Source organism: Haladaptatus halobius, from assembly GCF_020618475.1.
Classification (GTDB): Archaea; Halobacteriota; Halobacteria; order Halobacteriales; family Haladaptataceae; genus Haladaptatus; species Haladaptatus halobius.
On record NZ_CP085339.1, the window covers coordinates 380,244 to 400,966 of the forward strand.

General features: G+C 52.0%; 26 protein-coding genes and 2 pseudogenes. 16 read left to right on the plus strand and 12 right to left on the minus strand.

Features of this window, described 5'->3' with window-relative positions:
- Window positions 1-28: 28 nt before the first annotated feature.
- Complete coding sequence (locus tag LIW51_RS32255; RefSeq protein WP_227379580.1) at window positions 29-406, plus strand: HalOD1 output domain-containing protein; 378 nt, start codon at window positions 29-31, stop codon at window positions 404-406.
- Between the two features lie 313 nt (window positions 407-719).
- Here LIW51_RS32255 and LIW51_RS39665 read toward each other — a convergent pair whose 3' ends face one another.
- A complete protein-coding gene (locus LIW51_RS39665) occupies window positions 720-953 on the minus strand; it encodes a helix-turn-helix domain-containing protein (protein ID WP_227379581.1) in 234 nt (77 codons plus the stop codon).
- Between the two features lie 93 nt (window positions 954-1,046).
- Between LIW51_RS39665 and LIW51_RS32265 the strand changes: the two genes are divergently transcribed.
- The 4 genes from LIW51_RS32265 to LIW51_RS40190 all read left to right on the plus strand — a co-directional run bounded on the left by LIW51_RS32265 (window position 1,047) and on the right by LIW51_RS40190 (window position 3,086).
- The gene (locus LIW51_RS32265; RefSeq protein WP_227379582.1) at window positions 1,047-1,310 is read left to right on the plus strand and encodes a HalOD1 output domain-containing protein; all 264 of its coding nucleotides are present in this window, start codon (window positions 1,047-1,049) and stop codon (window positions 1,308-1,310) included.
- 374 nt (window positions 1,311-1,684) lie between these two features.
- On the plus strand, window positions 1,685-2,056 hold the full coding sequence (locus tag LIW51_RS32270) for a DUF7344 domain-containing protein (protein ID WP_227379583.1): 372 nt from the start codon (window positions 1,685-1,687) through the stop codon (window positions 2,054-2,056).
- A gap of 263 nt (window positions 2,057-2,319) precedes the next feature.
- Complete coding sequence (locus tag LIW51_RS32275; RefSeq protein ID WP_227379584.1) at window positions 2,320-2,538, plus strand: hypothetical protein; 219 nt, start codon at window positions 2,320-2,322, stop codon at window positions 2,536-2,538.
- A gap of 188 nt (window positions 2,539-2,726) precedes the next feature.
- A complete protein-coding gene (locus tag LIW51_RS40190; protein WP_438267466.1) occupies window positions 2,727-3,086 on the plus strand; it encodes a DUF7344 domain-containing protein in 360 nt (119 codons plus the stop codon).
- A gap of 127 nt (window positions 3,087-3,213) precedes the next feature.
- Here LIW51_RS40190 and LIW51_RS32280 read toward each other — a convergent pair whose 3' ends face one another.
- On the minus strand, window positions 3,214-3,438 hold the full coding sequence (locus LIW51_RS32280) for an SWIM zinc finger family protein (RefSeq protein ID WP_227379585.1): 225 nt from the start codon (window positions 3,436-3,438) through the stop codon (window positions 3,214-3,216).
- A 182-nt stretch (window positions 3,439-3,620) separates the two neighbouring features.
- On the minus strand, window positions 3,621-5,048 hold the full coding sequence (locus LIW51_RS32285; protein WP_227379586.1) for an amidohydrolase: 1,428 nt from the start codon (window positions 5,046-5,048) through the stop codon (window positions 3,621-3,623).
- Between the two features lie 300 nt (window positions 5,049-5,348).
- Here LIW51_RS32285 and LIW51_RS32290 point away from each other — a divergent pair, with 300 nt between their 5' ends.
- The 3 genes from LIW51_RS32290 to LIW51_RS32300 all read left to right on the plus strand — a co-directional run bounded on the left by LIW51_RS32290 (window position 5,349) and on the right by LIW51_RS32300 (window position 7,484).
- Window positions 5,349-5,708 carry a hypothetical protein gene (locus LIW51_RS32290; protein ID WP_227379587.1) on the plus strand — a complete coding sequence of 120 codons (360 nt, stop codon included), beginning with the start codon at window positions 5,349-5,351 and terminating at the stop codon, window positions 5,706-5,708.
- A 16-nt stretch (window positions 5,709-5,724) separates the two neighbouring features.
- Entirely contained in the window at window positions 5,725-6,468 is a 744-nt protein-coding gene (locus LIW51_RS32295) for an MBL fold metallo-hydrolase (RefSeq protein WP_227379588.1), read from the plus strand.
- Between the two features lie 635 nt (window positions 6,469-7,103).
- Window positions 7,104-7,484, plus strand: coding sequence for a DUF1428 domain-containing protein (locus tag LIW51_RS32300; RefSeq protein ID WP_227379589.1), 381 nt, complete (start codon window positions 7,104-7,106; stop codon window positions 7,482-7,484).
- 218 nt (window positions 7,485-7,702) lie between these two features.
- On the opposite strand, the pseudogene LIW51_RS32305 reads toward LIW51_RS32300, so the two are convergent.
- The 5 genes and pseudogenes from LIW51_RS32305 to LIW51_RS32325 form a co-directional block, all read right to left on the minus strand.
- A pseudogene (locus tag LIW51_RS32305) lies at window positions 7,703-7,852 on the minus strand (SOS response-associated peptidase); the annotation flags it as partial.
- A gap of 694 nt (window positions 7,853-8,546) precedes the next feature.
- A complete protein-coding gene (locus LIW51_RS32310) occupies window positions 8,547-8,771 on the minus strand; it encodes a hypothetical protein (RefSeq protein ID WP_227379590.1) in 225 nt (74 codons plus the stop codon).
- 60 nt (window positions 8,772-8,831) lie between these two features.
- Window positions 8,832-9,002 (minus strand): hypothetical protein, encoded by a 171-nt coding sequence (locus tag LIW51_RS32315; RefSeq protein WP_227379591.1) that lies wholly within the window; start codon window positions 9,000-9,002, stop codon window positions 8,832-8,834.
- Between the two features lie 277 nt (window positions 9,003-9,279).
- Window positions 9,280-9,942 carry a DUF2238 domain-containing protein gene (locus LIW51_RS32320; protein ID WP_227379592.1) on the minus strand — a complete coding sequence of 221 codons (663 nt, stop codon included), beginning with the start codon at window positions 9,940-9,942 and terminating at the stop codon, window positions 9,280-9,282.
- Window positions 9,939-10,535 carry a hypothetical protein gene (locus LIW51_RS32325; protein ID WP_227379593.1) on the minus strand — a complete coding sequence of 199 codons (597 nt, stop codon included), beginning with the start codon at window positions 10,533-10,535 and terminating at the stop codon, window positions 9,939-9,941. The genes LIW51_RS32320 and LIW51_RS32325 overlap by 4 nt, the downstream gene beginning before the upstream one ends.
- 253 nt (window positions 10,536-10,788) lie before the next feature.
- Here LIW51_RS32325 and LIW51_RS32330 point away from each other — a divergent pair, with 253 nt between their 5' ends.
- From LIW51_RS32330 to LIW51_RS32340, 3 genes are read left to right on the plus strand one after another with little or no spacing between them, the layout of a single operon-like run.
- Window positions 10,789-11,307, plus strand: a complete 519-nt coding sequence (locus tag LIW51_RS32330) for an AI-2E family transporter (RefSeq protein WP_227379594.1) — start codon at window positions 10,789-10,791, stop codon at window positions 11,305-11,307.
- A 53-nt stretch (window positions 11,308-11,360) separates the two neighbouring features.
- A complete protein-coding gene (locus LIW51_RS32335; protein ID WP_497007411.1) occupies window positions 11,361-11,972 on the plus strand; it encodes an AI-2E family transporter in 612 nt (203 codons plus the stop codon).
- Window positions 11,973-12,012: 40 nt separating this feature from the next.
- Window positions 12,013-12,216 carry a hypothetical protein gene (locus LIW51_RS32340; protein WP_227379595.1) on the plus strand — a complete coding sequence of 68 codons (204 nt, stop codon included), beginning with the start codon at window positions 12,013-12,015 and terminating at the stop codon, window positions 12,214-12,216.
- 449 nt (window positions 12,217-12,665) lie between these two features.
- Here the strand turns inward: LIW51_RS32340 and arcD are convergent, their stop codons facing one another.
- Window positions 12,666-14,132, minus strand: a complete 1,467-nt coding sequence (gene arcD / locus LIW51_RS32345; RefSeq protein ID WP_227379596.1) for an arginine/ornithine antiporter ArcD — start codon at window positions 14,130-14,132, stop codon at window positions 12,666-12,668.
- 240 nt (window positions 14,133-14,372) lie between these two features.
- Between arcD and LIW51_RS32350 the strand changes: the two genes are divergently transcribed.
- Window positions 14,373-14,753 carry a hypothetical protein gene (locus LIW51_RS32350; RefSeq protein WP_227379597.1) on the plus strand — a complete coding sequence of 127 codons (381 nt, stop codon included), beginning with the start codon at window positions 14,373-14,375 and terminating at the stop codon, window positions 14,751-14,753.
- Window positions 14,754-15,100: 347 nt separating this feature from the next.
- Here the strand turns inward: LIW51_RS32350 and LIW51_RS32355 are convergent, their stop codons facing one another.
- Both LIW51_RS32355 and LIW51_RS32360 read right to left on the minus strand, forming a co-directional pair.
- Window positions 15,101-15,274 carry a hypothetical protein gene (locus LIW51_RS32355; RefSeq protein WP_227379598.1) on the minus strand — a complete coding sequence of 58 codons (174 nt, stop codon included), beginning with the start codon at window positions 15,272-15,274 and terminating at the stop codon, window positions 15,101-15,103.
- Window positions 15,275-15,789: 515 nt separating this feature from the next.
- Window positions 15,790-16,158 (minus strand): DoxX family protein, encoded by a 369-nt coding sequence (locus LIW51_RS32360; RefSeq protein ID WP_227379599.1) that lies wholly within the window; start codon window positions 16,156-16,158, stop codon window positions 15,790-15,792.
- Window positions 16,159-16,269: 111 nt separating this feature from the next.
- On the opposite strand from LIW51_RS32360, the gene LIW51_RS32365 reads away from it, so the two are divergent.
- Window positions 16,270-16,896 carry a helix-turn-helix domain-containing protein gene (locus LIW51_RS32365; RefSeq protein WP_227379600.1) on the plus strand — a complete coding sequence of 209 codons (627 nt, stop codon included), beginning with the start codon at window positions 16,270-16,272 and terminating at the stop codon, window positions 16,894-16,896.
- Between the two features lie 72 nt (window positions 16,897-16,968).
- Here LIW51_RS32365 and LIW51_RS32370 read toward each other — a convergent pair.
- A pseudogene (locus LIW51_RS32370) lies at window positions 16,969-17,274 on the minus strand (zinc ribbon domain-containing protein); the annotation flags it as partial.
- 241 nt (window positions 17,275-17,515) lie between these two features.
- Between LIW51_RS32370 and LIW51_RS32375 the strand changes: the two are divergent.
- The 3 genes from LIW51_RS32375 to LIW51_RS32380 all read left to right on the plus strand — a co-directional run bounded on the left by LIW51_RS32375 (window position 17,516) and on the right by LIW51_RS32380 (window position 20,641).
- Window positions 17,516-19,135 (plus strand): alpha-amylase family protein, encoded by a 1,620-nt coding sequence (locus LIW51_RS32375; protein ID WP_227379601.1) that lies wholly within the window; start codon window positions 17,516-17,518, stop codon window positions 19,133-19,135.
- Between the two features lie 173 nt (window positions 19,136-19,308).
- Window positions 19,309-19,503 carry a DUF7576 family protein gene (locus LIW51_RS40195; protein WP_497007421.1) on the plus strand — a complete coding sequence of 65 codons (195 nt, stop codon included), beginning with the start codon at window positions 19,309-19,311 and terminating at the stop codon, window positions 19,501-19,503.
- A gap of 358 nt (window positions 19,504-19,861) precedes the next feature.
- Window positions 19,862-20,641 carry a DUF7847 domain-containing protein gene (locus LIW51_RS32380; protein ID WP_227379602.1) on the plus strand — a complete coding sequence of 260 codons (780 nt, stop codon included), beginning with the start codon at window positions 19,862-19,864 and terminating at the stop codon, window positions 20,639-20,641.
- The last annotated feature ends 82 nt before the right edge of the window (window positions 20,642-20,723 follow it).

Sequence of the window (20,723 nt, forward strand, 5' to 3'; positions counted from 1 at the left end):
TAGGACGCTTTTACACGGAGGACGACAGATGACGTCAAGTAATGACCACACCGATGATGGCGCCAGGCTTGCACAGGATGGAAACGATGATCCCGACATGACGTTTGTGACGCAGGCTCACTACGACCGAGAGAGCCACCGCGATCTCACAACTGAAATCATCTTCGCGATCGCGGCTGCCGCGGACGTTGCTCCGTCGGAAGTCAAGGATCCACCGTTATACGAGTGTGTGGATATCGCTGCGATCGAAGACGGCTTTTTCAGTCCAAAAGTCAATGGTCAGACACGCGATTGCGAGGGAAGTGTTGCCTTTTGGTATGACCAATATCACGTCGAAGGTGCCAGCGATGGCTGGATCACTGATTCTAAACCTATTACTCGTGGGGAAGAGCTAGACTTCGAGTGATCCAATTCTGGTAGTCATCTGTTTGCTGGCGATAATATTCTGCTTTTACACTGTGCAAATAAACCGCTTGCTAATGAAGGCTGATTAAAAATTGAATTCTCAGTGGGACTAAGGCTTATGTCGGAGGAGAGGATCCTCAGCTGCGTCGAATGCCGGTGGATGGTGAGCACAAAAGAAAATCCACGGAGGAGGTAGATCAGCGTGCCATCCAGCATTTTCAGGAAACAGGCCATCAAATTAAAAATCCTTGATGGTAGTTGTCTTTATGGCAGTCGCTTTCTCGTGGATTCGACCTACCCATGGAATACACTGATTACTTCGCTACTTTCTCCATTTCATCAGTGCTACAACCGAGGAGCAGTGCATTTTTGACTAACTCCCTGTAACCACGCCACAACCGTTCTGAGAATGCCTGGTGTGAGATATTAAACTCATCAGCAAGCTCTTTGCCAGTGGCATTGCGTGGGACACTGTAATACCCATTTATGAGCAGTAAATGGGGTGGTAGGTGGTTGTTGGTTGTGAACGGGTGATTATCGGAAGACAAGTACTCAGATCGTCAAGACTGTTCGAAGAATGGTGGTATATGGTACCTTTTGTCACCAAACATCTATTAACACACTCTCCATCATCAGAGGGTATGGGTAACTCGTCATCGTCGCAGCCAAAGCCATCGATAAGCACCAGAGTCGGAGACACTGAATCGATCACCGCTACTGTGGTAACGGCAGTAACCAACGCGAATGGGACGGAGCCCGCGACACCCCTCTATGAGACCATTGACCCCGATGCACTCGAAGCGCTCTATCAACATGCCTCGCCAGAAGTGAGCTTCGAGTACATTGGATACCGCGTTACGATTCATTCTGATCGCACGGTTTCCGTTGTTGACATGGATTCGTAGGACGCTGCTGGTATCAGCCGATCTCAAGAAACAGGTGGTGAAAATATTCTATCCGATACCAGTAGTGCTCGAAGTGAGATGCTAAATTTGAAGTTAGTATAATATACTAACCTGCGATCTGAGCCTGACCCTGCTATTGAGAATATGAGAATCATTCACCGACAGCTCGCGAAAAGAGTACGATCGATACGGGACGAAACTATGGCATAAGTTATGTCGATACTAAAAAAATTATTTATAGTTAATCGTCGTCTACTACAGTGTAGCAATCGAAAGCTTATCGATAGTATTTCATCGCGTAGTAACCAGCGATAGCGGGGTTATTTAGCACGCGGCGACTTGATGCTGCACTTCACCACCACCGAATAATGACCATGGCTAGTAAAGACAATCCCTTTGACATGGACGGCAGTGATCCGACCAGCGCCCAACTTGAGCGGGTATTCACCGCACTCAAAGACCCACTTCGACGTGAAACCCTCATGGAACTCGCTGACCGAGAGGAGGACACGATCTCTGTCGATGCGCTCTGTCTCACGTTCGGAGAGGATCCACGTGGACTCGAAGGAACAGAATACGAGGGGTGGGAAGTCGAGTCACTACGAACTGAGATGATCCATACGCATCTGCCGTATCTGGAAGATCGGAACGTGATTGAGTACGATGCACGGTCAGAGATGATCCGATATCGTGGCCATTCGACAGTTGAAGCTGTTCTCGAAACGATTGACGAACAAAAGCGTTGATGACCGGACTTTTACTGGACAAATTATTTCATTTATAGTATCTTTCTAGGACAGTCTACAGAAGAATATGAGGCATGGAACGATATGACGAGGGTATCAATACTGGATTTCGACAGGACGATGAGACTCGAATTTTATCCAAGATGAGGAGCGTGGTTGTTGCATCCTCGGAAATAGGAGGCACCGATGAGAGTATATTCCTATGATGCGTCTCTCTTGGGTGGGGAGAGCAAGTACTCTGGCACTGCGTCTCCATGATACCTATGGATCATACTGACAACATCAAAGCGGTAGGTGAGGCAACAGCCACCTTTGAAAATGACCTTGAAACACTCATTTTGGAGGCGTTTGCAGCCGGAGCAGCAATCGAAGGCACGTGGGAAATTACCCTCCCGGCCAACGATGCACCGAATTGGACGGTCGAAATTGCCAAAAATCGTACTGATGGCCCCATGTACGATCCCGAGTTTCTCGAAGAATAAGTGCCACGAAAAGTCGTGTTCGGTGAGTGAGGTCAGATTATGACAACAGATATATTATATCCATGTTAGTTAACAGATTGCGAATCTTTATGCATTGGTACTTCATATCGGTACCTACTCCGCTGAAGTCGGAGAGAAGCTGGCGAGTTGCGTACTGTGGCGTAGGCTGAGTAAGGATTAAGAACACCATGAAAACTGACACGCCCAATGCATCGACAAGCAGCACTGCGACGAGTGAGCTCACTCCGACAACCATCTTTGACCTTCTCGCGAGTGACCATCGACGATATACTCTTCATTATCTTTCGCAAAAAGTTGGTGCAATCTCACTCGGTGACCTCGCCGAACAGATTGCCATCTGGGAAGACACACCCACGTACGAGCAATACGAGCGAATTCTTACTGGCCTTCATCACACGCATCTCCCGATGTTGGTTGCTGCTGGGATCGTGCACTACGATGTAGAATCCGAGTCAATTGAACTTCTAGAGACTGCTGACCAGCTGCAACCTCATCTCAAGCTTGTCGCGCCTACTGATCTTCAGTAACTGAGTTTATTATCATTCTCCTACACGCCCCGTAAAGGAGAATTCTACTCACTATGAGTGTTCGCTAGTCGGTGATAGCCGAGAGCGTCAATTGCCATGTCACAGACAAAAAGGGTTGAAGCGATGGTTAGTTCGGCAGTTCCTTCCGTCCCGTTCTCACACACGGCCAGCACGGGAAGCCGTCGAGGTCGTCACAGTCGCATTCCTCTGGCTCGGCATCGTCTTCGTCCTCCGAAGGGAACGCCTCAAGTGTCCTATCGTCGGTCGCGTTCTCAACGGCAGTCATTTGTTTGCAGACGGCGTTCCGATGGATGTGGTGCGGACAGGTGCGGGCCATTAGCTCGCCGGTCACGTCGTCGATGGAGACGATGTACTAGTGGTCTGCGGGGTTCTCGTGGCTCTCTTTGGTCACTTCGACCATTTTGGGGGCTTCGACGTCGACGGAGAACTGTTCGGCCTGTGTGCGTTTCTGTGCCGTCTCGTCAGCGACAAGGGCTTCGAATTATTTAATAGACGAAGGGTACGGAGGCTCGCTTAGCGGTTTACGAGTTTGTAGGGGTCGGCTCCTTCGGGAAGCGGGCTTTCGTATTCATGGCTGGCTGACCGCTCTTCGAACTCCGCGCGGGCCTGCTGGCGGAGTTCGGAGTCTTCGAGCAGATCTGCGAGTGTTGCCGCGATCGTTTTTGCGGCGAACTCCATCCCTACGGTTCCCAAATCCCTTCCAGCCGCCACGGCTTGCCAGGAGTGAGCAGGAGTCCCGACAGGCCATGTCGCAGCCCTGAACCGGCCGAGCGGGACATTCCACGAGACGTCGCCTGAGTCCGTCGAATAGGAGCCAGTCTGCCCCTCGTCGGGCGCATTGATGGGCCGGGCGAACATTGCCTCCTCGCGAGCGGCCTCGCGCTCAGACTCGGGGATGTACTGAAGGGAATCCTCTATATCGCCAAGGGTTTCACAGAGCTCCGCGGCGAATTTCGCCTGCTTGTCGTCGAGCGGGAAACCGGCATACTCCATGTTCTTACGGATTGCGTCGGCGAGGGTGTGGTTCGGCAGGATGCCATACATTCCGGAGGTTTTCGTCGCAGTAAGGTCAGTTCGACTCATCTGAGCAGCTGCCGCAGCGATGTCGCAGACCCATTCGGAGATGCGCTCAACCTCCACGCGCTCGGGGGCGCGCACGAGGTACTCTACACTTGCTTCGCCCGGGACGACGTTGGCTGCGGAGCCGCCGTTTTGGATGACATAGTGGATGCGCGCGGTCTCGGGTATGTGCTCGCGCATAAACTCTACGCCCGTGTTCAGAAGCTGTACCGCATCAAGTGCCGATCGTCCGGATTCAGGTGAGGCCGCGGCGTGAGAGGTCTCTCCCTGGAAAGTAAAGTCGAAAGCGTCGACAGCGAGGCAAGACCCCTTTCCAGGCGCGTTGTACCAGCCGGGATGCCATGAGACGACCGCGTCCACATCGTCGAAGGCACCGTCACGAACCATATACACCTTACCGCCACCGGCCTCCTCGGCTGGCGTGCCGAAGAAGACAACCGACCCGGACAGGTCATTGTGACCTATCGAACGCTTGATGGCGATAGCTGCGGCGAGGCTGCCAACGCCGAAGAGGTTGTGCCCACATCCGTGGCCAGGCGCACCAACCTCAACCGGTTCGCGTTCAGCTTTCGCTTGCTGGCTCATCCCCGGCAGAGCGTCGAATTCGCCCATAGTGCCGACGACTGGATTTTCTTCTCCGTATCGGGCAACGAAGGCGGTCTCAATGCCGCCAACACCAGTCGTCACTTCAAATCCTTCCTCGCGTAGGGCAGATTGGAGCCGTTCGCTTGATTCCGACTCTTGTAGCGCCACCTCAGGGTTCTCCCAGATATCTCGTGCGATTAACTTCAATCGACCGCGTTCGGCCTCAATGGTGTCGAACAGCGTCTGCTTCAGGGACTCGGACTCTCGTTCTGACATGTGTTACCATTCACAGAGGACAGCAAAAAAGTACGCTCACCGGCAGTCGGGGACATCGAGCGAGAACAGGGTTTTCAGCTACGATATTCTCTGATACGGACTGCTACGCGAAAATTAACAGACGGATGCTCATTTTCGCGAGTTACGCAGCTGCGCCTCTCTCACCGATTGCCGGGTATTATAACCGTCAATACATTCGAAGTCACTCATGTAGAGTCCATCCGGTCTCAATTATCCATATCATTCTGCTGCTTCATGTCCCTATCTGTTCTATCGGCATCGATACATCGGTAATTCATAATGGCTGAAGCACTATGTGCTATCACAAAGAGTGAACGCGACGAACAGAGACGGTTCGTAAGAGATGGACGAAGAGAAATTGAGCGAAAAGCGGGGCAGTTTGGAGAGAAAGCGAGGGACGGCGATATTCTGAGGGTGGGTCGTGAGTCCGAGTTTCCTACTGTGACTGCTCGCTCGGTGGCAGATACGCTCGGAATTGAACGGTCATTCGCGCATCAACGGCTTGAAGCACTGCATGAAGATGGGAGCTTGGAATTGGGTCAACACCGGCTGGACTTCTTAGCTTTGCAAGTCCAACAGCAGGAAATGGAAGTGTTCGTAGTGCTTATTGACCGTTTATCCAAACCATTATATCTGTAAACGGGGGCCAAACCATATGGGTTCACCCACGATCACGTTCGCGGGAAGCGGAGATACACTTGGAAGTGGTGGAAGGCTCCAAACATGTATTCACGTGGATGCAGATTCGACTCAATTTTTGCTCGATTGTGGTGCATCGTCGTTATCTGCACTGAAACGCCATGAGATCGACCTCAATTCGATCGATGCGATTCTGCTTACTCACCTTCACGGAGACCACTTTGGCGGTATTCCGTTTTTTATTTTGGATGCACAACTTGTGTCAAAGCGTACTGATCCGTTGTTAATCGCCGGCCCACCGGGTACTGAAGAGCGAGTACGAGCCGCTATGGATGTGCTGTTTCCTGGCCTCTCCGACGTAGACCAGGCATTCGAGCTCTCTTTTACCGAACTCAAAGACCAAGAGGAAACCGAGCTTGGGTCACTACGCGTAACTCCATATCGTGTCGTTCATCCAAGTGGCGCCCCTCCGTATGCCCTCCGAGTTGCGTTCAATGGGAACTCAATCGCTTATTCAGGAGACACCGAGTGGACCGATGCATTGATTGACGCTGCCCATGGAACGGATGTCTTCATCTGTGAAGCGTACTTTTTTGACAAAGAGGTCCCATACCACATAAGCTATGATACCCTTCGATCCCACTATGAGGAACTTGAGTGCGACCGCACAATCGTTACTCACATGAGTGAAGAGATGCTAGCACACCTTCCGGATATCGAACTTGAACACGCAGACGACGGAGTGCAAATCACGATTTAACACTTCTCCTTCACGGCTACGTAAGTTGGTAACTGTATCCCTTACACGCACACTTTGAGTTTGACTGCAAAATGCATGATACGAGTGTAACATTACAGTCTTATCGGTAGACGAATCGTCGATACGACGTTTGGAGAGTTTCAATATTCTTGCCGTCGGAGAGGGTGTGTTTGCCGCAGCATGTGACGAGTTTGAGCGCTATGATGACCAGCAGATTTCGTTTGTCGACTCGCACGGTCACTGATGAAGCGACTCTGTGACGAGGTGGACTTGGATGGGGGGGGCGAGTATCTGAAATCGCACGGCGCTCGTCGTGGACGCTGATGAGTTGTATCAGACGAATCCAACTGATGTACAGGCCGCGCTGCGCCACTCGTCGATTACGATCACGAACTAGAGTTACTCGCATATCGAGGCGGGTGAGATTAGTGATGTAATCGATAGAACGCGAAATATGGATGAGAGCTAGTAGTGATTATCGGTTCAAAAGGCTCTGTCGAAACCCTCAGCAGTTGATAGGAGCGGAGTGCAAGATACAGTGATGCATTCAGCAGAGCGGTATCTAAAGTGAGATAGATCTCGGTAGATCCGGACTCAACGGTACGTTCATCCCCTGTTGCGCCCTATATACGTGTATGGAACGATACGTCGACGGATTCGTTATCCCGATCCCGAACGACAAGCTCGAGGCGTACCGCGAAATAGCCGCCGAGGCCGGCAAGCTCTGGATCGAACACGGCGCCCTCGAGTACTTCGAGGGGGTTGGAGACGACATGGAGCCAGACATGGGGGACATGCAGATACGGACCTACCCACAGCTCACCGAAATTGGGGACGACGAAACGGTCGTCTTCTCATTTATCGTATTCGAGTCGCGGGAGCATCGTGACGAGGTGAACGCGAAGGTGATGGACGATCCCGCGATGGACCCGGACAGCTTCGACGAGGAAATGCCCTTCAACACGGAGCGCATGGCCTACGGCGGCTTCCGCTCTATCGTCAGTCACGAGAAGTGAAGAGAGGACTAATCGAGAAGTAGATCGGCCCGTGCCTCGATACTAATACCGATGCGGCTACCGTTAACGGGAAATTCGCAACTACTGGCTTTGCAGAGTACGCGCCCTGTATTCAGCGCGATTGCCGAGAATCTCGAATATCACGGGTTTCACCAGAGTCAGATTACGACTATTGGGTGGAAAGGCAAACAGGAGGACAGACGGTGAGGTTGCGATGGTCACCCTGAAGTGAACTCACCGAGTCCCGATTGTTCGTGGTTGAGCGGCTCGATTACAGATGGATCATTGTGACTCGGGTTGTTGACACGCGTCGAAATCGCGTCCGCCATTAAGTCGGTCGCTGGATACGGCTGACACAATTCGGCGCGCGCGGACTCGTTCGTTGACGGGCGGCTGCGGTTCGCGACGGTTGCGATTTCCTAGAGGACGGCATCGGTCTGCTCCTCAAACGCCGCAATCTGGTCGAAGAGGTGTTCCATTGTGCACTGAGAAATCCCTTCTGCGAGTGCGGGGAATGACGAAGTTCGTTCGACGCCCACACAAGCCGGTGGCTTCGGGAGCTATGGTAGCGTGCCGACTGGCTCAACAGGTCGCGAATGCGACAGCAGCCACGGAGAAAAGAATCCCGCATTGCCAACAAAAAGTGTATTGTTCGATGAGCTGGTGCGTTCGTGGTTCTAAACGCACCACAGGTAGTGGAAAATTCTACTCCAGCTGGAATTGACCAACCACTTTATAATACTCCACAGAGAACTAGGACTGGAGGCATCATTCACAAGCCTCCAACATCGAGCGGTAAGCCTGAGGGCTTTCTTCATGGGGCACTATCGGAATCAGGCTGACCAAACCATGGTTCCGATGGTGTTTTGAAATCGTATCGACCCCCTCGAGGGAATCTGAATCACATGACGAGATGTGGAAATTCTGCCGTGAGGATACGAAACGTCGATGATTCCCCGAGGGACTCGTCAGCGAGGGGGTCTCGATCCAAGATCATACTTACGAGGCCATGCTTCACGGCTTTCTGACGCAGCGTGGCATCGACCGGATGCAGGAAGCGATTTACTTGCTGTACTTCTCTTCGAGCGCGGACTCTTCACGGGCGAGGATTTTGACACCCTCTCGGATTCCTTTCGTTAAGACGGTGCGACCCATGTCCGTTAGCTCGTAGTACGAATACATTTCTTTCGTCCCCGTGTTTGGGTCACGTCGATTTCGGATGAGGGCGATATCCTTGAGCATGCGGAGTGGGTAGTGCAGCGCGTTATCTGCTTCTCCAAGTGCCATCGAGAGTTCGCTCGTACTCAGCTCATTGCTCTCAGCAAGTGCATTGAGGATTTTGAATTGCTAGGGCTTGGACACAACCTCGTACATCTTTAGGTAGTCCTCAATGTCGAAGATACTGTCTTCGGGCAGCTCAACGTCAAGATCAAACCCGTTACCATCCTCTTTGTCTGGACGTTCCACTCGCTCCAGGGAGCCGCCATCGGTCATTGGGGTGGGCTTCGGGTTTTCCATTTGCAGTTGTTACATAGTCCGTATATCGAGCGAAAGGATGTCTCGAAACCACGGCTTCTCGTCTATCTCATGGGTCCCTACAAATTTCATCCACCATACCAATCATCGATTCCTCCTGCTCGTGCAGCTACGATAGAATCATTGCTGGCAACGCATCCACGGATGCGATAAGGGGTGTTCCTGCTTTCTAGTGGGTAGCTATTGGAGGGGTCATTCACAAGTGATCCGAAGACGAACAAGAGGAGAATCAATTCCAGAGACATCCAGACAGGAACCGCTATCGATTCTCGGATTCCATCCGCATTCGAAGCTGATCAGATAGATCGGTCAAATGGGCGGTTCCAAAGATTGCGACAAGTAATCCACCGATCGTATTGTAGAACAGGTCGAGGATCGTATCGTCCAACCCGTACTGGGTGAGCACCTTTCCGATGCCAAGGAGGTTCGACACGGCAGCGACATAGAACTCGATGAGCTCCCAGATGACCCCGAACGCCATCACGAATAGCAACAGATAGACGAACATGAATTTCGGTGGCATCACGATATACTCTGTGTGCTCTTCAAGTGCTCGGATCGCAGCATATGCCACGCCGGCGACGATCGAGGAGGACAGTGCGCGAGTCACATGATCCCACCACCATGTCGACTTGTACAGACTGAGGAACCCCAGTGCAGGCAACGATAATGTCCCGAACGCATGCAGGAACATCGCTACCGTGATCCAGAGGACGATGCCGACATTCAGTGTGATACGGTAATTACGCTCGAAAAACGGAGGAAGAAATGTGACGAGCAGGCCAACACTCGCATTCACAGCGATACCGGCGTTCCCTTGCCAGAGGCCAATCACTAAGATGCCAACCATCGCACCCTGAAGGAGCCGAACCAGCTGCCCTTCGCGGTGTGCCGAAATGTGGACGGACGTGTGGAAACTCATGCGCCAATCTCCCGTAGTTGTTCGACATTCGTAGCGAGTCGACGCTGGAAGTACAACCAGAACAGCACCCCAGCAATAATGCCTGCAATGAGCGTTGCAGTGAAGATTGTCATGAGTTCAGTATTTGTCTTGAGGAACGTCGTCCCGAGATACGTTGCCGAGGCTGCTGATCCAACTGCCCAGAACCCGGCGGTTGCGAGCGTCACGATGACGGTGAAGATTATCGCGAACTGTGGCGTCATTCGGACTGCTGTCGTCAGTTCAAGCGTGACAACGACGAGCATCGCGAGGGTCGCGACGCTGATTCCGGTCACAATTTCGTCGAAGAACATTGGCCGAGCTGTTGCAACAAATAGCGGGATTGATGCGACGAGCAGCAGTGGCCACGGGACTGTCCGAGTCCACGACCGATATACAATGGCGGGTGAGATAGCGACGAATGCCGCGATGGCGGCCATTGCTGTTTCGACGAACAGGATATTCAGGAAGCTCACAACAGCAATTGCAACGAAGACAACTGCGAGAACCCATGCGATCATCGCGTTCACTCGTGTGTCTTTGATAAACCATTCTTCTGGAAGTGATTGACTCATCCCTTGTTCCCCCACAGAGACCACAAGACGCTGGTTTCAATGCCTTAGTGGTATCTCCGCTATAGACGACTCGCATCGACTTATCTATTAGCTATATTCGTTTTGATAACGAGATTTCTCATACCTACAAAATCTTCCGATAAGTTTACGGTAGCAGAACGATCACTGTGTTTGCGATATTCGTTTCTTCTTCAAGGTGAGCTCGTGGCTATCGACGGCAACGCTATCTTGATTGGTAACCTATAATTATGGTATGGCAATGGGTGGGGAGAGGTCAGAAGCGACACGAATTCGTATCGTGCGACCAGATTTGAAATGGTGGATCGCAGGTCTGATAGTATTCGGAATCATCGCCGCAGTTGCATTCACGTTTTTACCGTGGGTTATATTTGGGCTGTTCGTCTACTACGTTGCACGTCCGATAAACCGACGTATTGGCACCCGAGTCAGGAGAGAAAACCTTTCGGCAGCGATTTCCCTGCTTCTCATCGTCGTGCCAATTGTCCTTTTCTTGGGAGTATTCCTCTCAATCGCGATCAGCCAGTTAGCTACTTTTGCGACTTCAAATGCAGCAACACAACTCCTCCAGCAATTACCGATTAACGTCGGGACGGTCCCAAACGATCCAAATCAGCTGCTCGACACAGCGACCAGAACGCTCAAAGATCCCTCGGTGCAATCGGCGCTCGCTGGTGCACAAGCCTTCGTCGGTGCGGTTGCATCCAGCGTTTTTATGATGTTCCTGTCGCTGTTGTTGGGATTTTCCTCCTAGTCAACGACGAGCGCCTCGCTCGGTGGGGTAGAGAGCAGATTCTCGGAGATGATGTGCTATCTATCGACTACCTTGCAGCAGTCGATGAGGGATTGAACTCCATCTATTTTGGATACACACTCACTATCTTCGTCATCATGATACTGACAGCCATTATCTACAACGTATTCAATTTCTTCGCACCAGGAAACCTCCTGATTCCAGTGACGATACTGCTGGCGGTCATCACGGGAATTTTTACGCTGGTCCCGTTGGTCGGTCGATCCGTTATCTACCTTGCGATCGCTGCCGTCCTCGCAGTAGAAGCGATTCAACAGAACCCAACTACCCTCTGGTACCCCCTCGTGTTCTTCCTGTTCATGACGCTGGCGTTCGATAATGTTGTGCGCACCTACATCCGTCCGTACCTCTCAGGGAAAATGTTCCACCTCTCGCTCGTCATGTTCGCCTATCTCCTCGGTCCAATTCTGTTCGGGTGGTACGGAATTTTCCTCGGACCGCTGCTAATGGTTATTGTCGTCCAATTTCTCCAAGTCGTCGTCCCGCAACTTCGCGGAGAGGAACTGAAATCTCGTCTCAACATCGATCCCACAACGATCCAAGAGACGGATGATGATTTCGACGACACGATGGGGAGCGGCGAAGCCACTGACGGTGGCCGGTAGATTCCAAAGAACCATTGTTCAATACCGCAGGCAATATGCAGTGGAAACGACTGACGACGATATTCTGACTGCGATCAGGGAGTCAGAGTTTCCGGCGGTGACCGCTCCCTGGGTGGCGGATACGCTTGCAATTGAGCGGACATCTGTCCATCGACGACTTGAGATGTTGGAGGAGGATGGAGAAGTGAAACGTGGGAAGCTTAGTCCGCGCGTCGTTATCTGGTGGATATCCGACGAACAATGATTGTTGGCCGTGGTAAACCCTTAGACGGTGATAGGGTTCAGTAGTCCTGTCGATTACATAGCGCGTATCTCACTATCGGACACGCGCGTCCCATCTAAATGTAAACTCGAAGTCCAGCGTGACAAGTACCTGACAACCGTACGACCAATCCAGGGAGCAGTGGTCCCCGAAAATCTTCCTCATATCTATTCCTTATCGCGAGAGCCACCCGCTCACTCACGCGCGAGGACGCCCACGACCAATTGCGACCGCCCTCCAGCGCTGCCTGCGCATTCGCCAATCACGGGAGGCCAACCGATGACGGATCACGACCCTGAGCGCGAGTGCAACCGGAGGATGCTCCCTCCCAGCAGGGCGGGTGCCTCGGGACGTGACCTCGAGGTAGTTCACAGACGGCGCAAAAATTCAGTACTGGCTCGTGAGGTTTCTAGCGAGGTGTCGCCAGTCACTCAATCGTCGGTCGGTGAACTCGATCGAGCGTTCGTCGGACTCTCAGTGGTTGCGTCGCGATGCGTAATACCCCAGCCGGTCAGCCCCATGACGAAGAGAATGAAAGGCGAGAGGAAGCCGAGGAAATAGTACGGTGCATAGGTGAGCGTCGGGACACCGAGGACACCAGCCATGTAGACACCGCCAGCGTTCCAGGGTATTAAAGCACTGGTTGTCGTGCCAGCTGCTTCGACAGCTCTCGAGAGATTTCGATTTTCGAGGTCGTACTCGTCATAGAGACCCCGCAGGGTCATTCCCGGGATGACGATACTCATGTACTGTTCGGCAGTGAGGATATTCATCGTAATTGCTGAAAGGCCAGTGCCGACCGTAAGGCTCGACGTGCCACTGATGATTCGCCGCATGTGATGGGCCAGTGCTGCGAGAATTCCGGTTCGTTCTAGTAGGCCACCGAGTGCAAGGGCAGCAGCGACGATGGTAATCGTCCACGAAGACCCAATGAGGCCACTCGTAGCCAACAATTCATTGACAACCTTTGCCCCTGTCTGAGGAGCAGTTCCATTCTGTGCAATATCCCACGCCTTCGTAAACGAAATCCCCTGTGCTAGCAGCATTGTCCCAACGCTCGCAAAGACGCCAGCCCCGAGTGATGGCAGCGCCGGATATCCATATAATGCAAATGCAAAGGTGATGAGAAGTGGGAGAAAGACGATGGGCGTCACCGAATAGTTTTGCATGATTGCCGTTTGGATCGTCTCAACTTGGTTGACCGGAATCGCTCCAGAAAATTGGAACCCGAGCGCAATGTAGCCGAGAAGCGAGAGTATAAATGCGATGCCGGTGCCGACGCGCATCGTCCTGACGTGCGTCATCAACTCAGTGTTCGTCACGGCCGCGGCGAGATTCGTCGTGTCTGAGAGAGGTGAAATCTTATCACCGGTGTACGCACCGGTAAGAATCGCCCCTGCCGTCATTGGCGCCGGCACACCGAGTCCGGCACCGATACCCATGAACGCCACTCCGAGTGTTCCAGCTGTTGTCCATGAGGACCCAATCGTGAATGCAATGATAACGGCGAAAATCGCTGTAAGCGGGAGAAAAACGCTTGGGCTAAGCACATCAAGTCCATAATAGATAATCGCTGGGATCGTCCCTGCCGCCGTGAGCGTGGCAATGAGCATATAAATCACGAACAGAATCAAAATCGCCTGCATCCCCATCCGTAGGCCATCAACGATTCCTTCGTACATCTCTGCCCAAGAGATGTTCAACCAATACCGGCCCACGAGCCCAGTAAGTGCAATACTCCAAATCAACGGCATTTGCGGATCAAGATCGAGAGCAATTGCGCCAACCCCTAAAAACAGAATCATGCCGATAACCGGTGTGAGTGCCTGACCGAGCGTTGGTTGGCGCTCAGGTGCGATATCATCGAATGTTCTCGGTTCGAATGTTAACTTGACCATGAGGGATTGCTATTGACTATCAGTATTTGAATGTGGCTATTTCCCAACTATAAACCTACGATAACAAAATATTACGAATAAAAGGGCTGTTTTTGCCCAACCTCTGAATATTTGCGCTCGGCCAGAGAGAAGCGAGTAACGGAATTCGTCAACAATTGAGGGCCACGAGCAAGTCATACGGAATAAACTAAGCTGTTGTACTGTCGACAGGGAAAAGCAGGATTGGAGGAAATACTACAAGTGAAAGACTATACCATTGAATTGCTCGCGGTATGGACTAGTCTGACACCGCTGTATTGGATGCGGCTGAACGAGTCGCTCCACCTAGAAGACAATCGGCTGAACCTGACGGACCCGCGTACCTACAAGCGCGAGCAAGGTGTCTACACGTGCAGTGCGCTTGTGCTTGCTGCACTTGATGCGGAAATACTCTCTCAGACAGATGGGAAGAAGTCCCTCGAGGATATCTTTCGTCGATTGAACGAACAGGATGAGATGAATCATTCATCCTTCCGACGGATAGTGATTGCGGTGGGTGGTAAAGAGATGGGACCATGCGTAGATCGATATATTGGCGGGACTTCTGTCCCGCCTGCTTCCGACGTACCGCTCGAGGTCTAAGCAGTGCTCATTCCGCGGCGAAATTATCAAATAGATGCTGAAATGGTTTTACTGACTGTTCTCGCAGTAATCAGTATTATCGTCTACCGATATTGTATTCGGTCAAGCTGACCATCCTTCCCTTTGGTCTCGATCTGAGCTAATCCTCTTGGCACAATACTTTCAGTCAAACCTGACTGTAGGTTGGTGTGCTATCCCTCGCCAGTAGCCCCCTAAACTTTATTCGGAATATGAATATCGAACTACGTCAGGGAAAGATTAAGGCATATAGATTATCAACTCGATGGTAGATGATTCTCTCCCCCCGAACCTCTTGTCGACAATACCAAGACCGATCTCGAAACAACCTACAAAAAGCTCATCCCAAAATGGAGGAGATTCGCATTGCGGCAGGGTACTTCTATCTCTCTGGCTTCGACCTCATCAAAGACGATTTCAAGAATCTCCGCGACCCAGACGACTTCGAGCACGCGCCCCTTCGAATTATGATGGGCCAACATACGAATCGACCGACTGCTCATGAAATTTCCGAGGGCAGAATCTTCACGACCAATTTCTTGTGGATATTGAGACGCTGAATAATGCGCAACTGGGGCGACTGGAACGACTTCGCGATTTCATCGCTGATGGGCTCGTCGATATCTGAGTCCGAAACCCAGAAGAGGGCTATTTCCACGCCAAGGGAGCATCATTCCAGTCGGTTCCAGAGGACGAATCACATCGCGAGGGTGAAGTAGAGAACGACGGGCTGCGTCGGCGGCTCCTAGAACAGCGTGCAGAGCACAATGATCTGGTTCGGTACGCTGACGCCGAACGCGAACAGGCGGAGCTTGATCGGCTGCATTAAAAACAGTCGGTCTGGACACAAGTAAGTTGGTGGGTGCTTGATGAGCCTGATTGACGTTTCTATACGTGGAGTGTCGAGAATGTCACCTAACCGCAATATTTACATCTGGAGACTGGGGTGTTGCTGCGTCGATTACGCTGGAGCGCTACCTGTAAACAGGGGAGTGGCTGCTGCTCGTACTCCATATGACTAGAACGAGAGTAGCAGGAAACTCGTGACGACGAGTCCGGCTATGAGGTAGATCGCTGGCCCGACTGATCTCCAAAGTGGATCGTCAACCCGGAAGAGATGCGTCAGGATTGCCCCGATCATCGTGGCGATGATTAAAATTCCGCCGAGAACAGCCAGAATCGGCGCGAACACGAGACCGACGAGCAACCCGAGACCTCCAATAACTTCGATGCCACCGGTAACGAATCGGAACCACTCTGGATAGCCGTATCGCTCGAAATCCTTTTTCGCGAGGTCAATGCCGATTATCTTCGCACTGCCCGCACCCACCATGATGAGTCCGAGTAGTCCCTGCACGATGGGGATAGCCGTTTCAATTGTGCTCATAGATATTCTCTACTACGCTGGGCGAGACCACGGATTTACGCGTGAATAGATTCACCTTTTTAACTCACTCGCGAGTCTGTTAAGCCACCCGCCAGCCAACTCTAGTGTGCTATGCCTCGTGTACGCCTGAAAACCAAGATTGGGGCAGACGACGACAATTGGCTGGCTGGTGTCTCGACCGACTTCTCGGATGCCGAGTTCAAGATCCTGTCGAGCAATCCCACAGACGATGGCGTGCTCGAAATAGCCGAAGTAACGACACCGGACGGGGACGCCATCGTACGCCGGTTCGACGATGCACCGGAGGTGCGCTCGTACGAAGTGCTCCATTCCGACGAGGGGATGGTACTGATCCAGTTCGTGTTTCCGATGCCGTCATCGTATGAAGCGAGGCGCGCGACGGGGAACCTTCCTCGATTTCCCATCATCATCCGAGACGGGTGGTTATCAGGTGATTATATCGGCTCACAGGAGCAGCTGTCGGAGTTCACTACCGAGTTAGCGGCGGCTGACATCCCGTATGAGATCGTGTCGTTCACTCAAACATACAACGCGAGCAGACTCCTGACAGAGCGCCAATGGGAGTTCATTACTGAAGCGGTTGAACGCGGCTACTACGACAGTCCTCGCGGCTGTACGCTCATCGAGCTTGCAGAAACGTTTGAGGTCAATCAATCGGCGGCTAGTGGCGTTCTGCACCGGGCTGAAGGTCGGATTATCAAGGAGTTCACCTCATAGGCGGCAGAGGTGACATCCTCCCCGCCGTGAATGGCGGGGCTTCCCGTACCGCAGGGTAGGAAATTTGCCGGTCTACGACACGACTTGCTCTCTCGTGTGAAACGCCCCGCTCTCGCGGTTGAACATGTATGTCGAAGTCTGTGCCACACAGCCGTTACTCCTATCCTCACTGTGAGGACTCGGAGTTATCTTTTGGCACATATTCTCCGCCCCATTACAATCCACATTGGCCACCAACTCGCACGACGAGCAGACGTACAACCCACGCTCAACGTGATTGGATTTCGTGTCATCCCCACACCGTGAACACGTCGAAGACGTGTCCCACTCATTCTCTTTGAGTACCTCAATGCCACGTTCTTCACCCTTGTAGTCGAGACTCTTCACGTTCTCCAGCGGCGGTATCTCGTCTCATAGCGTGATTTTCTCCCCACTCATGACATTTTTGCTCGAATCATCCCGACGACGAAAACAGAGTAGATTGTGATATCACTATTTTCGAGATAATAACACTATCTTAATTCAACAGTCAGAGCTAGTGACTAGCAGACGGGTAATAGTTTGCTGGTACGATGTTCGAGCCAGATGATTTTCCTACTCTGCCTTATTGGATGCATCTATGCAAGGAATTGAGAATACGTGGTATCAGGATGCTACAATCTACTCTGTCGATTTAAAAGTATTCCAAGACACAAACGGCGACGGGATCGGCGACTTTCAGGGACTTACTGAACGTCTGGACTACTTTTCCAGATTAGGAATTGACTGCATCTGGCTGTTACCATTCTATCCGTCACCAGGACGGGATAACGGGTACGATGTGATGGATTACTACGGAGTAGATCCGCAGTTTGGCACCCTTGGTGACTTCGTGGAATTCGTACGAGCTGCTGATGATCGAGGTATCCGAGTCATTATTGACTTCGTCGTGAATCACACGTCCGATCAGCACCCGTGGTTCCAGGCTGCTCGCAGCGATCCTAACTCAAAGTATAGAGACTTCTATCTCTGGGCAGACGAAGAGCCAGAGATCCGCCCTGATCGTGGGCCGATCTTCCCTGGTGAGGAAGACCACGTGTGGTCGTACGATAACAAAGCCGATGCGTACTATTATCACCGATTTTACCGCTTCCAACCGGATTTGAATGTTGCCAACCCCGAAGTGCGCGAGGAAGTTAAGAAGATACTTGGATTTTGGCTGGAATTAGGCGTCGCTGGTTTCCGCATCGACGCTGCTGGGCTACTTACACAAACGAAAGGACTTGTAGAGGAACCGCTGGATGATCCTCATGACTTCCTTCGGGAGATGCGTGAGTTTGTCTCTTGGCGCCGCAGCGACGCCGTTCTCCTTGCAGAGGCCGACAGACCACCCGCTGAATTGGGTGAGTACTTCGGTGATAGCAACGAAATGCACCTCTTGTTGAATTTCCAACTCAACGCGCACATAATCCTCGCATTAGCACGCGGTGAATCCGCACCGCTGGCTTCAGTGCTCAAGGAACTTCCCGACCCACCCAAGAACGCTGGATGGGCGAATTTCCTGCGGAATTTAGACGAACTCAACATTGGCGTGCTCACTGAGGCAGAGCAGGCAGACGTATACGAAGAGTTTGCCCCTGCTGAAACGATGCGAATTTATGACCGTGGTATCCGTCGCCGACTGGCACCGATACTCGACGGCGATGACGAGCGCATTAAACTCGCTTACAGCCTCTTATTTTCGCTACCAGGGACACCAATCATCGTCTACGGAGACGAGATAGGGATGGGTGAGGATCTGGATCAACCGGGTCGCTTCGCCGTCCGAACGCCGATGCAATGGACTGACGCGCCAAACGCCGGTTTTTCAACGGCTGACCCTGACGACCTTATTCGCCCAATCATTTCGAATGAAACCTTTGCTCCAAAGGAAGTAAACGTCGCCGACCAACGGGCAGATCCCAACTCCTTACTTAACTGGATCAGTAGTCTCATTCAAACTCACAATGAGTTCCCTGAACTTGCCCGGGGAGACGGAACCGTCCTTAACGTGGATCATCCAGCCGTGTTCGCTCACGCAAGTTCGCTTGCCGGCGAGAGTATAGTTACAGTCCATAATCTTAGCGATGAGACAGCCACAATTACACTATCTCTGAATGCCAACCCAATACCCATTTTTGGCGACGCCAATTTTGGGCCTGACGGCGATTCCTTACACATTTCACTCTCTCCATATGGCTACTGCTGGTTCCAGCTGTGAACAATCCTTCCCCCTGTCGGGGCTAACGCGCTTTGCAGCAATTGCTGTACTCGTTCAGTGTCCACTGCGTTTCGATAGTGGGTGGTTCCGAAAACAAGGGCCAAAACTATCATAAGAATTCTCTATTATAAACCAGTGTGATCGAAAAGCAATCTTCGATCGAAAGCAATAGCGTGGATTCGAAATATGTGGGCTGCGTTTGCTGTACAACCATACTTGACACCACTGAATCACATCCAATAATCATCCGGGAAGAAGTAAACGAAATAGACGAAGACGTCCGAGTTACGTACCATTTTTGTTCAGGTGATTGTCGAAGCCGGTGGAAAAGTGAAAGTGAATATAATTCCGACAGTATAGCTTACTAAAAGTGGAACGCATTGGGAGGAATGGTCAATGAATATACCATAGGGAACCTCCTGAAGACGAATGACAGCCTCAAATCGCTCATGTCGACAGCGACGGACGAACACCTCGAGTGGAAGCAAGTGTATCGTGCGGATGAACCCAAAGACGAGGTAAAAATCCACTAGGGAGGCGGTTACAAGCAAGACGCAGGTGTATGGTAACTGCATCGATGAACTGCATGCACATAAATTCGAGAAGGGCGCGGGGTTGCGTGAGATGGCGAGAGTGAATAATTAGAATAGGCTAGTATATATTTTCCACCTGGTGAGAACCAGGCGACATCTATATTATCTCACATAGCCTAATAGACATCTGATTATGCCGATTAACATCACCAGCATGCTCAAGCAAGGTTACAGCCGAAGTATCAAACGAAATGGACTCATGCTCATGGGTATTATCTTCGTCATCTCCGTCCTCAACGGCGTGTTAGGACTTGGTGTTGACCGATGGATCGCCAGACAGCAGTTCACATCCAATGGAATCCAGGCAGATCCGACGTTGCTCGTCCCACCTCTTGGTGCTGGCATTGTGTCACTCGTGCTGGGCGTCGCGTTGCTCGTCGTGAGCATTGCAGCCATCCGCGTGTTCGTGAGCGATGAGACTGAACGCCTTCCCCGGGAGGTCTTTACCCGGAATATGGTCTGGGCCACGATCAACCTCTTCATCGGTGCGATCGTCTTCGGCATCATCGTCGCACTCGGGTTCGTCGCGTTGATCATTCCGGGCATCTTCCTGCTTGTGACCTTGGCGTTCTGGACGGTCTACGTGGCCGTCGAAGATCAGAACTTCATCACCGCGTTCCGCAGCAGTTGGGGACTGACGCGGGGCTACCGCCTCAACCTCTTCGTGTTAGGCGTGGCAGTGGTGCTCCTCACGGCACTCATCAACCTCGTGTTTGGGTTTGGTGACCTCGCGAGTGGCAGTTTCGCTGGCGATATCGTTGCCTTGGTGTTCGCGCAGGCTGCTAGCGCAATTACGACGGTCTTCTCGACCGCTGTGCTGGCAACGGCCTACACCGAACTCAACGCACAAGATGATGAGGAATTCGGTGAGACGATCAGTGAGGACACCACCGCTGGACGTCCCGCTGCCTAACACAGCTGTTTTTTCGAGCAACGATAGTTCTCGCCAGATAGTGTTCTAGGAACTACCCCGATTACTACGGCGCTATGTGTCT

Excerpts from the sequence above, each read along its gene's own strand:
- LIW51_RS32360 (WP_227379599.1), bottom strand. The coding sequence starts at position 16,158 with ATGAGCACAATTGAAACGGCTATCCCCATCGTGCAGGGACTACTCGGA.
- LIW51_RS32265 (WP_227379582.1), top strand. The coding sequence starts at position 1,047 with ATGGGTAACTCGTCATCGTCGCAGCCAAAGCCATCGATAAGCACCAGA.
- LIW51_RS32330 (WP_227379594.1), top strand. The coding sequence starts at position 10,789 with ATGGCAATGGGTGGGGAGAGGTCAGAAGCGACACGAATTCGTATCGTG.
- LIW51_RS32285 (WP_227379586.1), bottom strand. The coding sequence starts at position 5,048 with ATGTCAGAACGAGAGTCCGAGTCCCTGAAGCAGACGCTGTTCGACACC.
- LIW51_RS32375 (WP_227379601.1), top strand. The coding sequence starts at position 17,516 with ATGCAAGGAATTGAGAATACGTGGTATCAGGATGCTACAATCTACTCT.
- LIW51_RS32300 (WP_227379589.1), top strand. The coding sequence starts at position 7,104 with ATGGAACGATACGTCGACGGATTCGTTATCCCGATCCCGAACGACAAG.
- LIW51_RS32380 (WP_227379602.1), top strand. The coding sequence starts at position 19,862 with ATGCCGATTAACATCACCAGCATGCTCAAGCAAGGTTACAGCCGAAGT.
- LIW51_RS32270 (WP_227379583.1), top strand. The coding sequence starts at position 1,685 with ATGGCTAGTAAAGACAATCCCTTTGACATGGACGGCAGTGATCCGACC.
- LIW51_RS32325 (WP_227379593.1), bottom strand. The coding sequence starts at position 10,535 with ATGAGTCAATCACTTCCAGAAGAATGGTTTATCAAAGACACACGAGTG.
- LIW51_RS32290 (WP_227379587.1), top strand. The coding sequence starts at position 5,349 with ATGGCTGAAGCACTATGTGCTATCACAAAGAGTGAACGCGACGAACAG.
- LIW51_RS32355 (WP_227379598.1), bottom strand. The coding sequence starts at position 15,274 with ATGAGCAGTCGGTCGATTCGTATGTTGGCCCATCATAATTCGAAGGGG.
- LIW51_RS32365 (WP_227379600.1), top strand. The coding sequence starts at position 16,270 with ATGCCTCGTGTACGCCTGAAAACCAAGATTGGGGCAGACGACGACAAT.
- LIW51_RS32315 (WP_227379591.1), bottom strand. The coding sequence starts at position 9,002 with ATGGAAAACCCGAAGCCCACCCCAATGACCGATGGCGGCTCCCTGGAG.
- LIW51_RS32275 (WP_227379584.1), top strand. The coding sequence starts at position 2,320 with ATGGATCATACTGACAACATCAAAGCGGTAGGTGAGGCAACAGCCACC.
- LIW51_RS32310 (WP_227379590.1), bottom strand. The coding sequence starts at position 8,771 with ATGGCACTTGGAGAAGCAGATAACGCGCTGCACTACCCACTCCGCATG.
- LIW51_RS32320 (WP_227379592.1), bottom strand. The coding sequence starts at position 9,942 with ATGAGTTTCCACACGTCCGTCCACATTTCGGCACACCGCGAAGGGCAG.
- LIW51_RS32255 (WP_227379580.1), top strand. The coding sequence starts at position 29 with ATGACGTCAAGTAATGACCACACCGATGATGGCGCCAGGCTTGCACAG.
- LIW51_RS40190 (WP_438267466.1), top strand. The coding sequence starts at position 2,727 with ATGAAAACTGACACGCCCAATGCATCGACAAGCAGCACTGCGACGAGT.
- LIW51_RS32295 (WP_227379588.1), top strand. The coding sequence starts at position 5,725 with ATGGGTTCACCCACGATCACGTTCGCGGGAAGCGGAGATACACTTGGA.
- arcD (WP_227379596.1), bottom strand. The coding sequence starts at position 14,132 with ATGGTCAAGTTAACATTCGAACCGAGAACATTCGATGATATCGCACCT.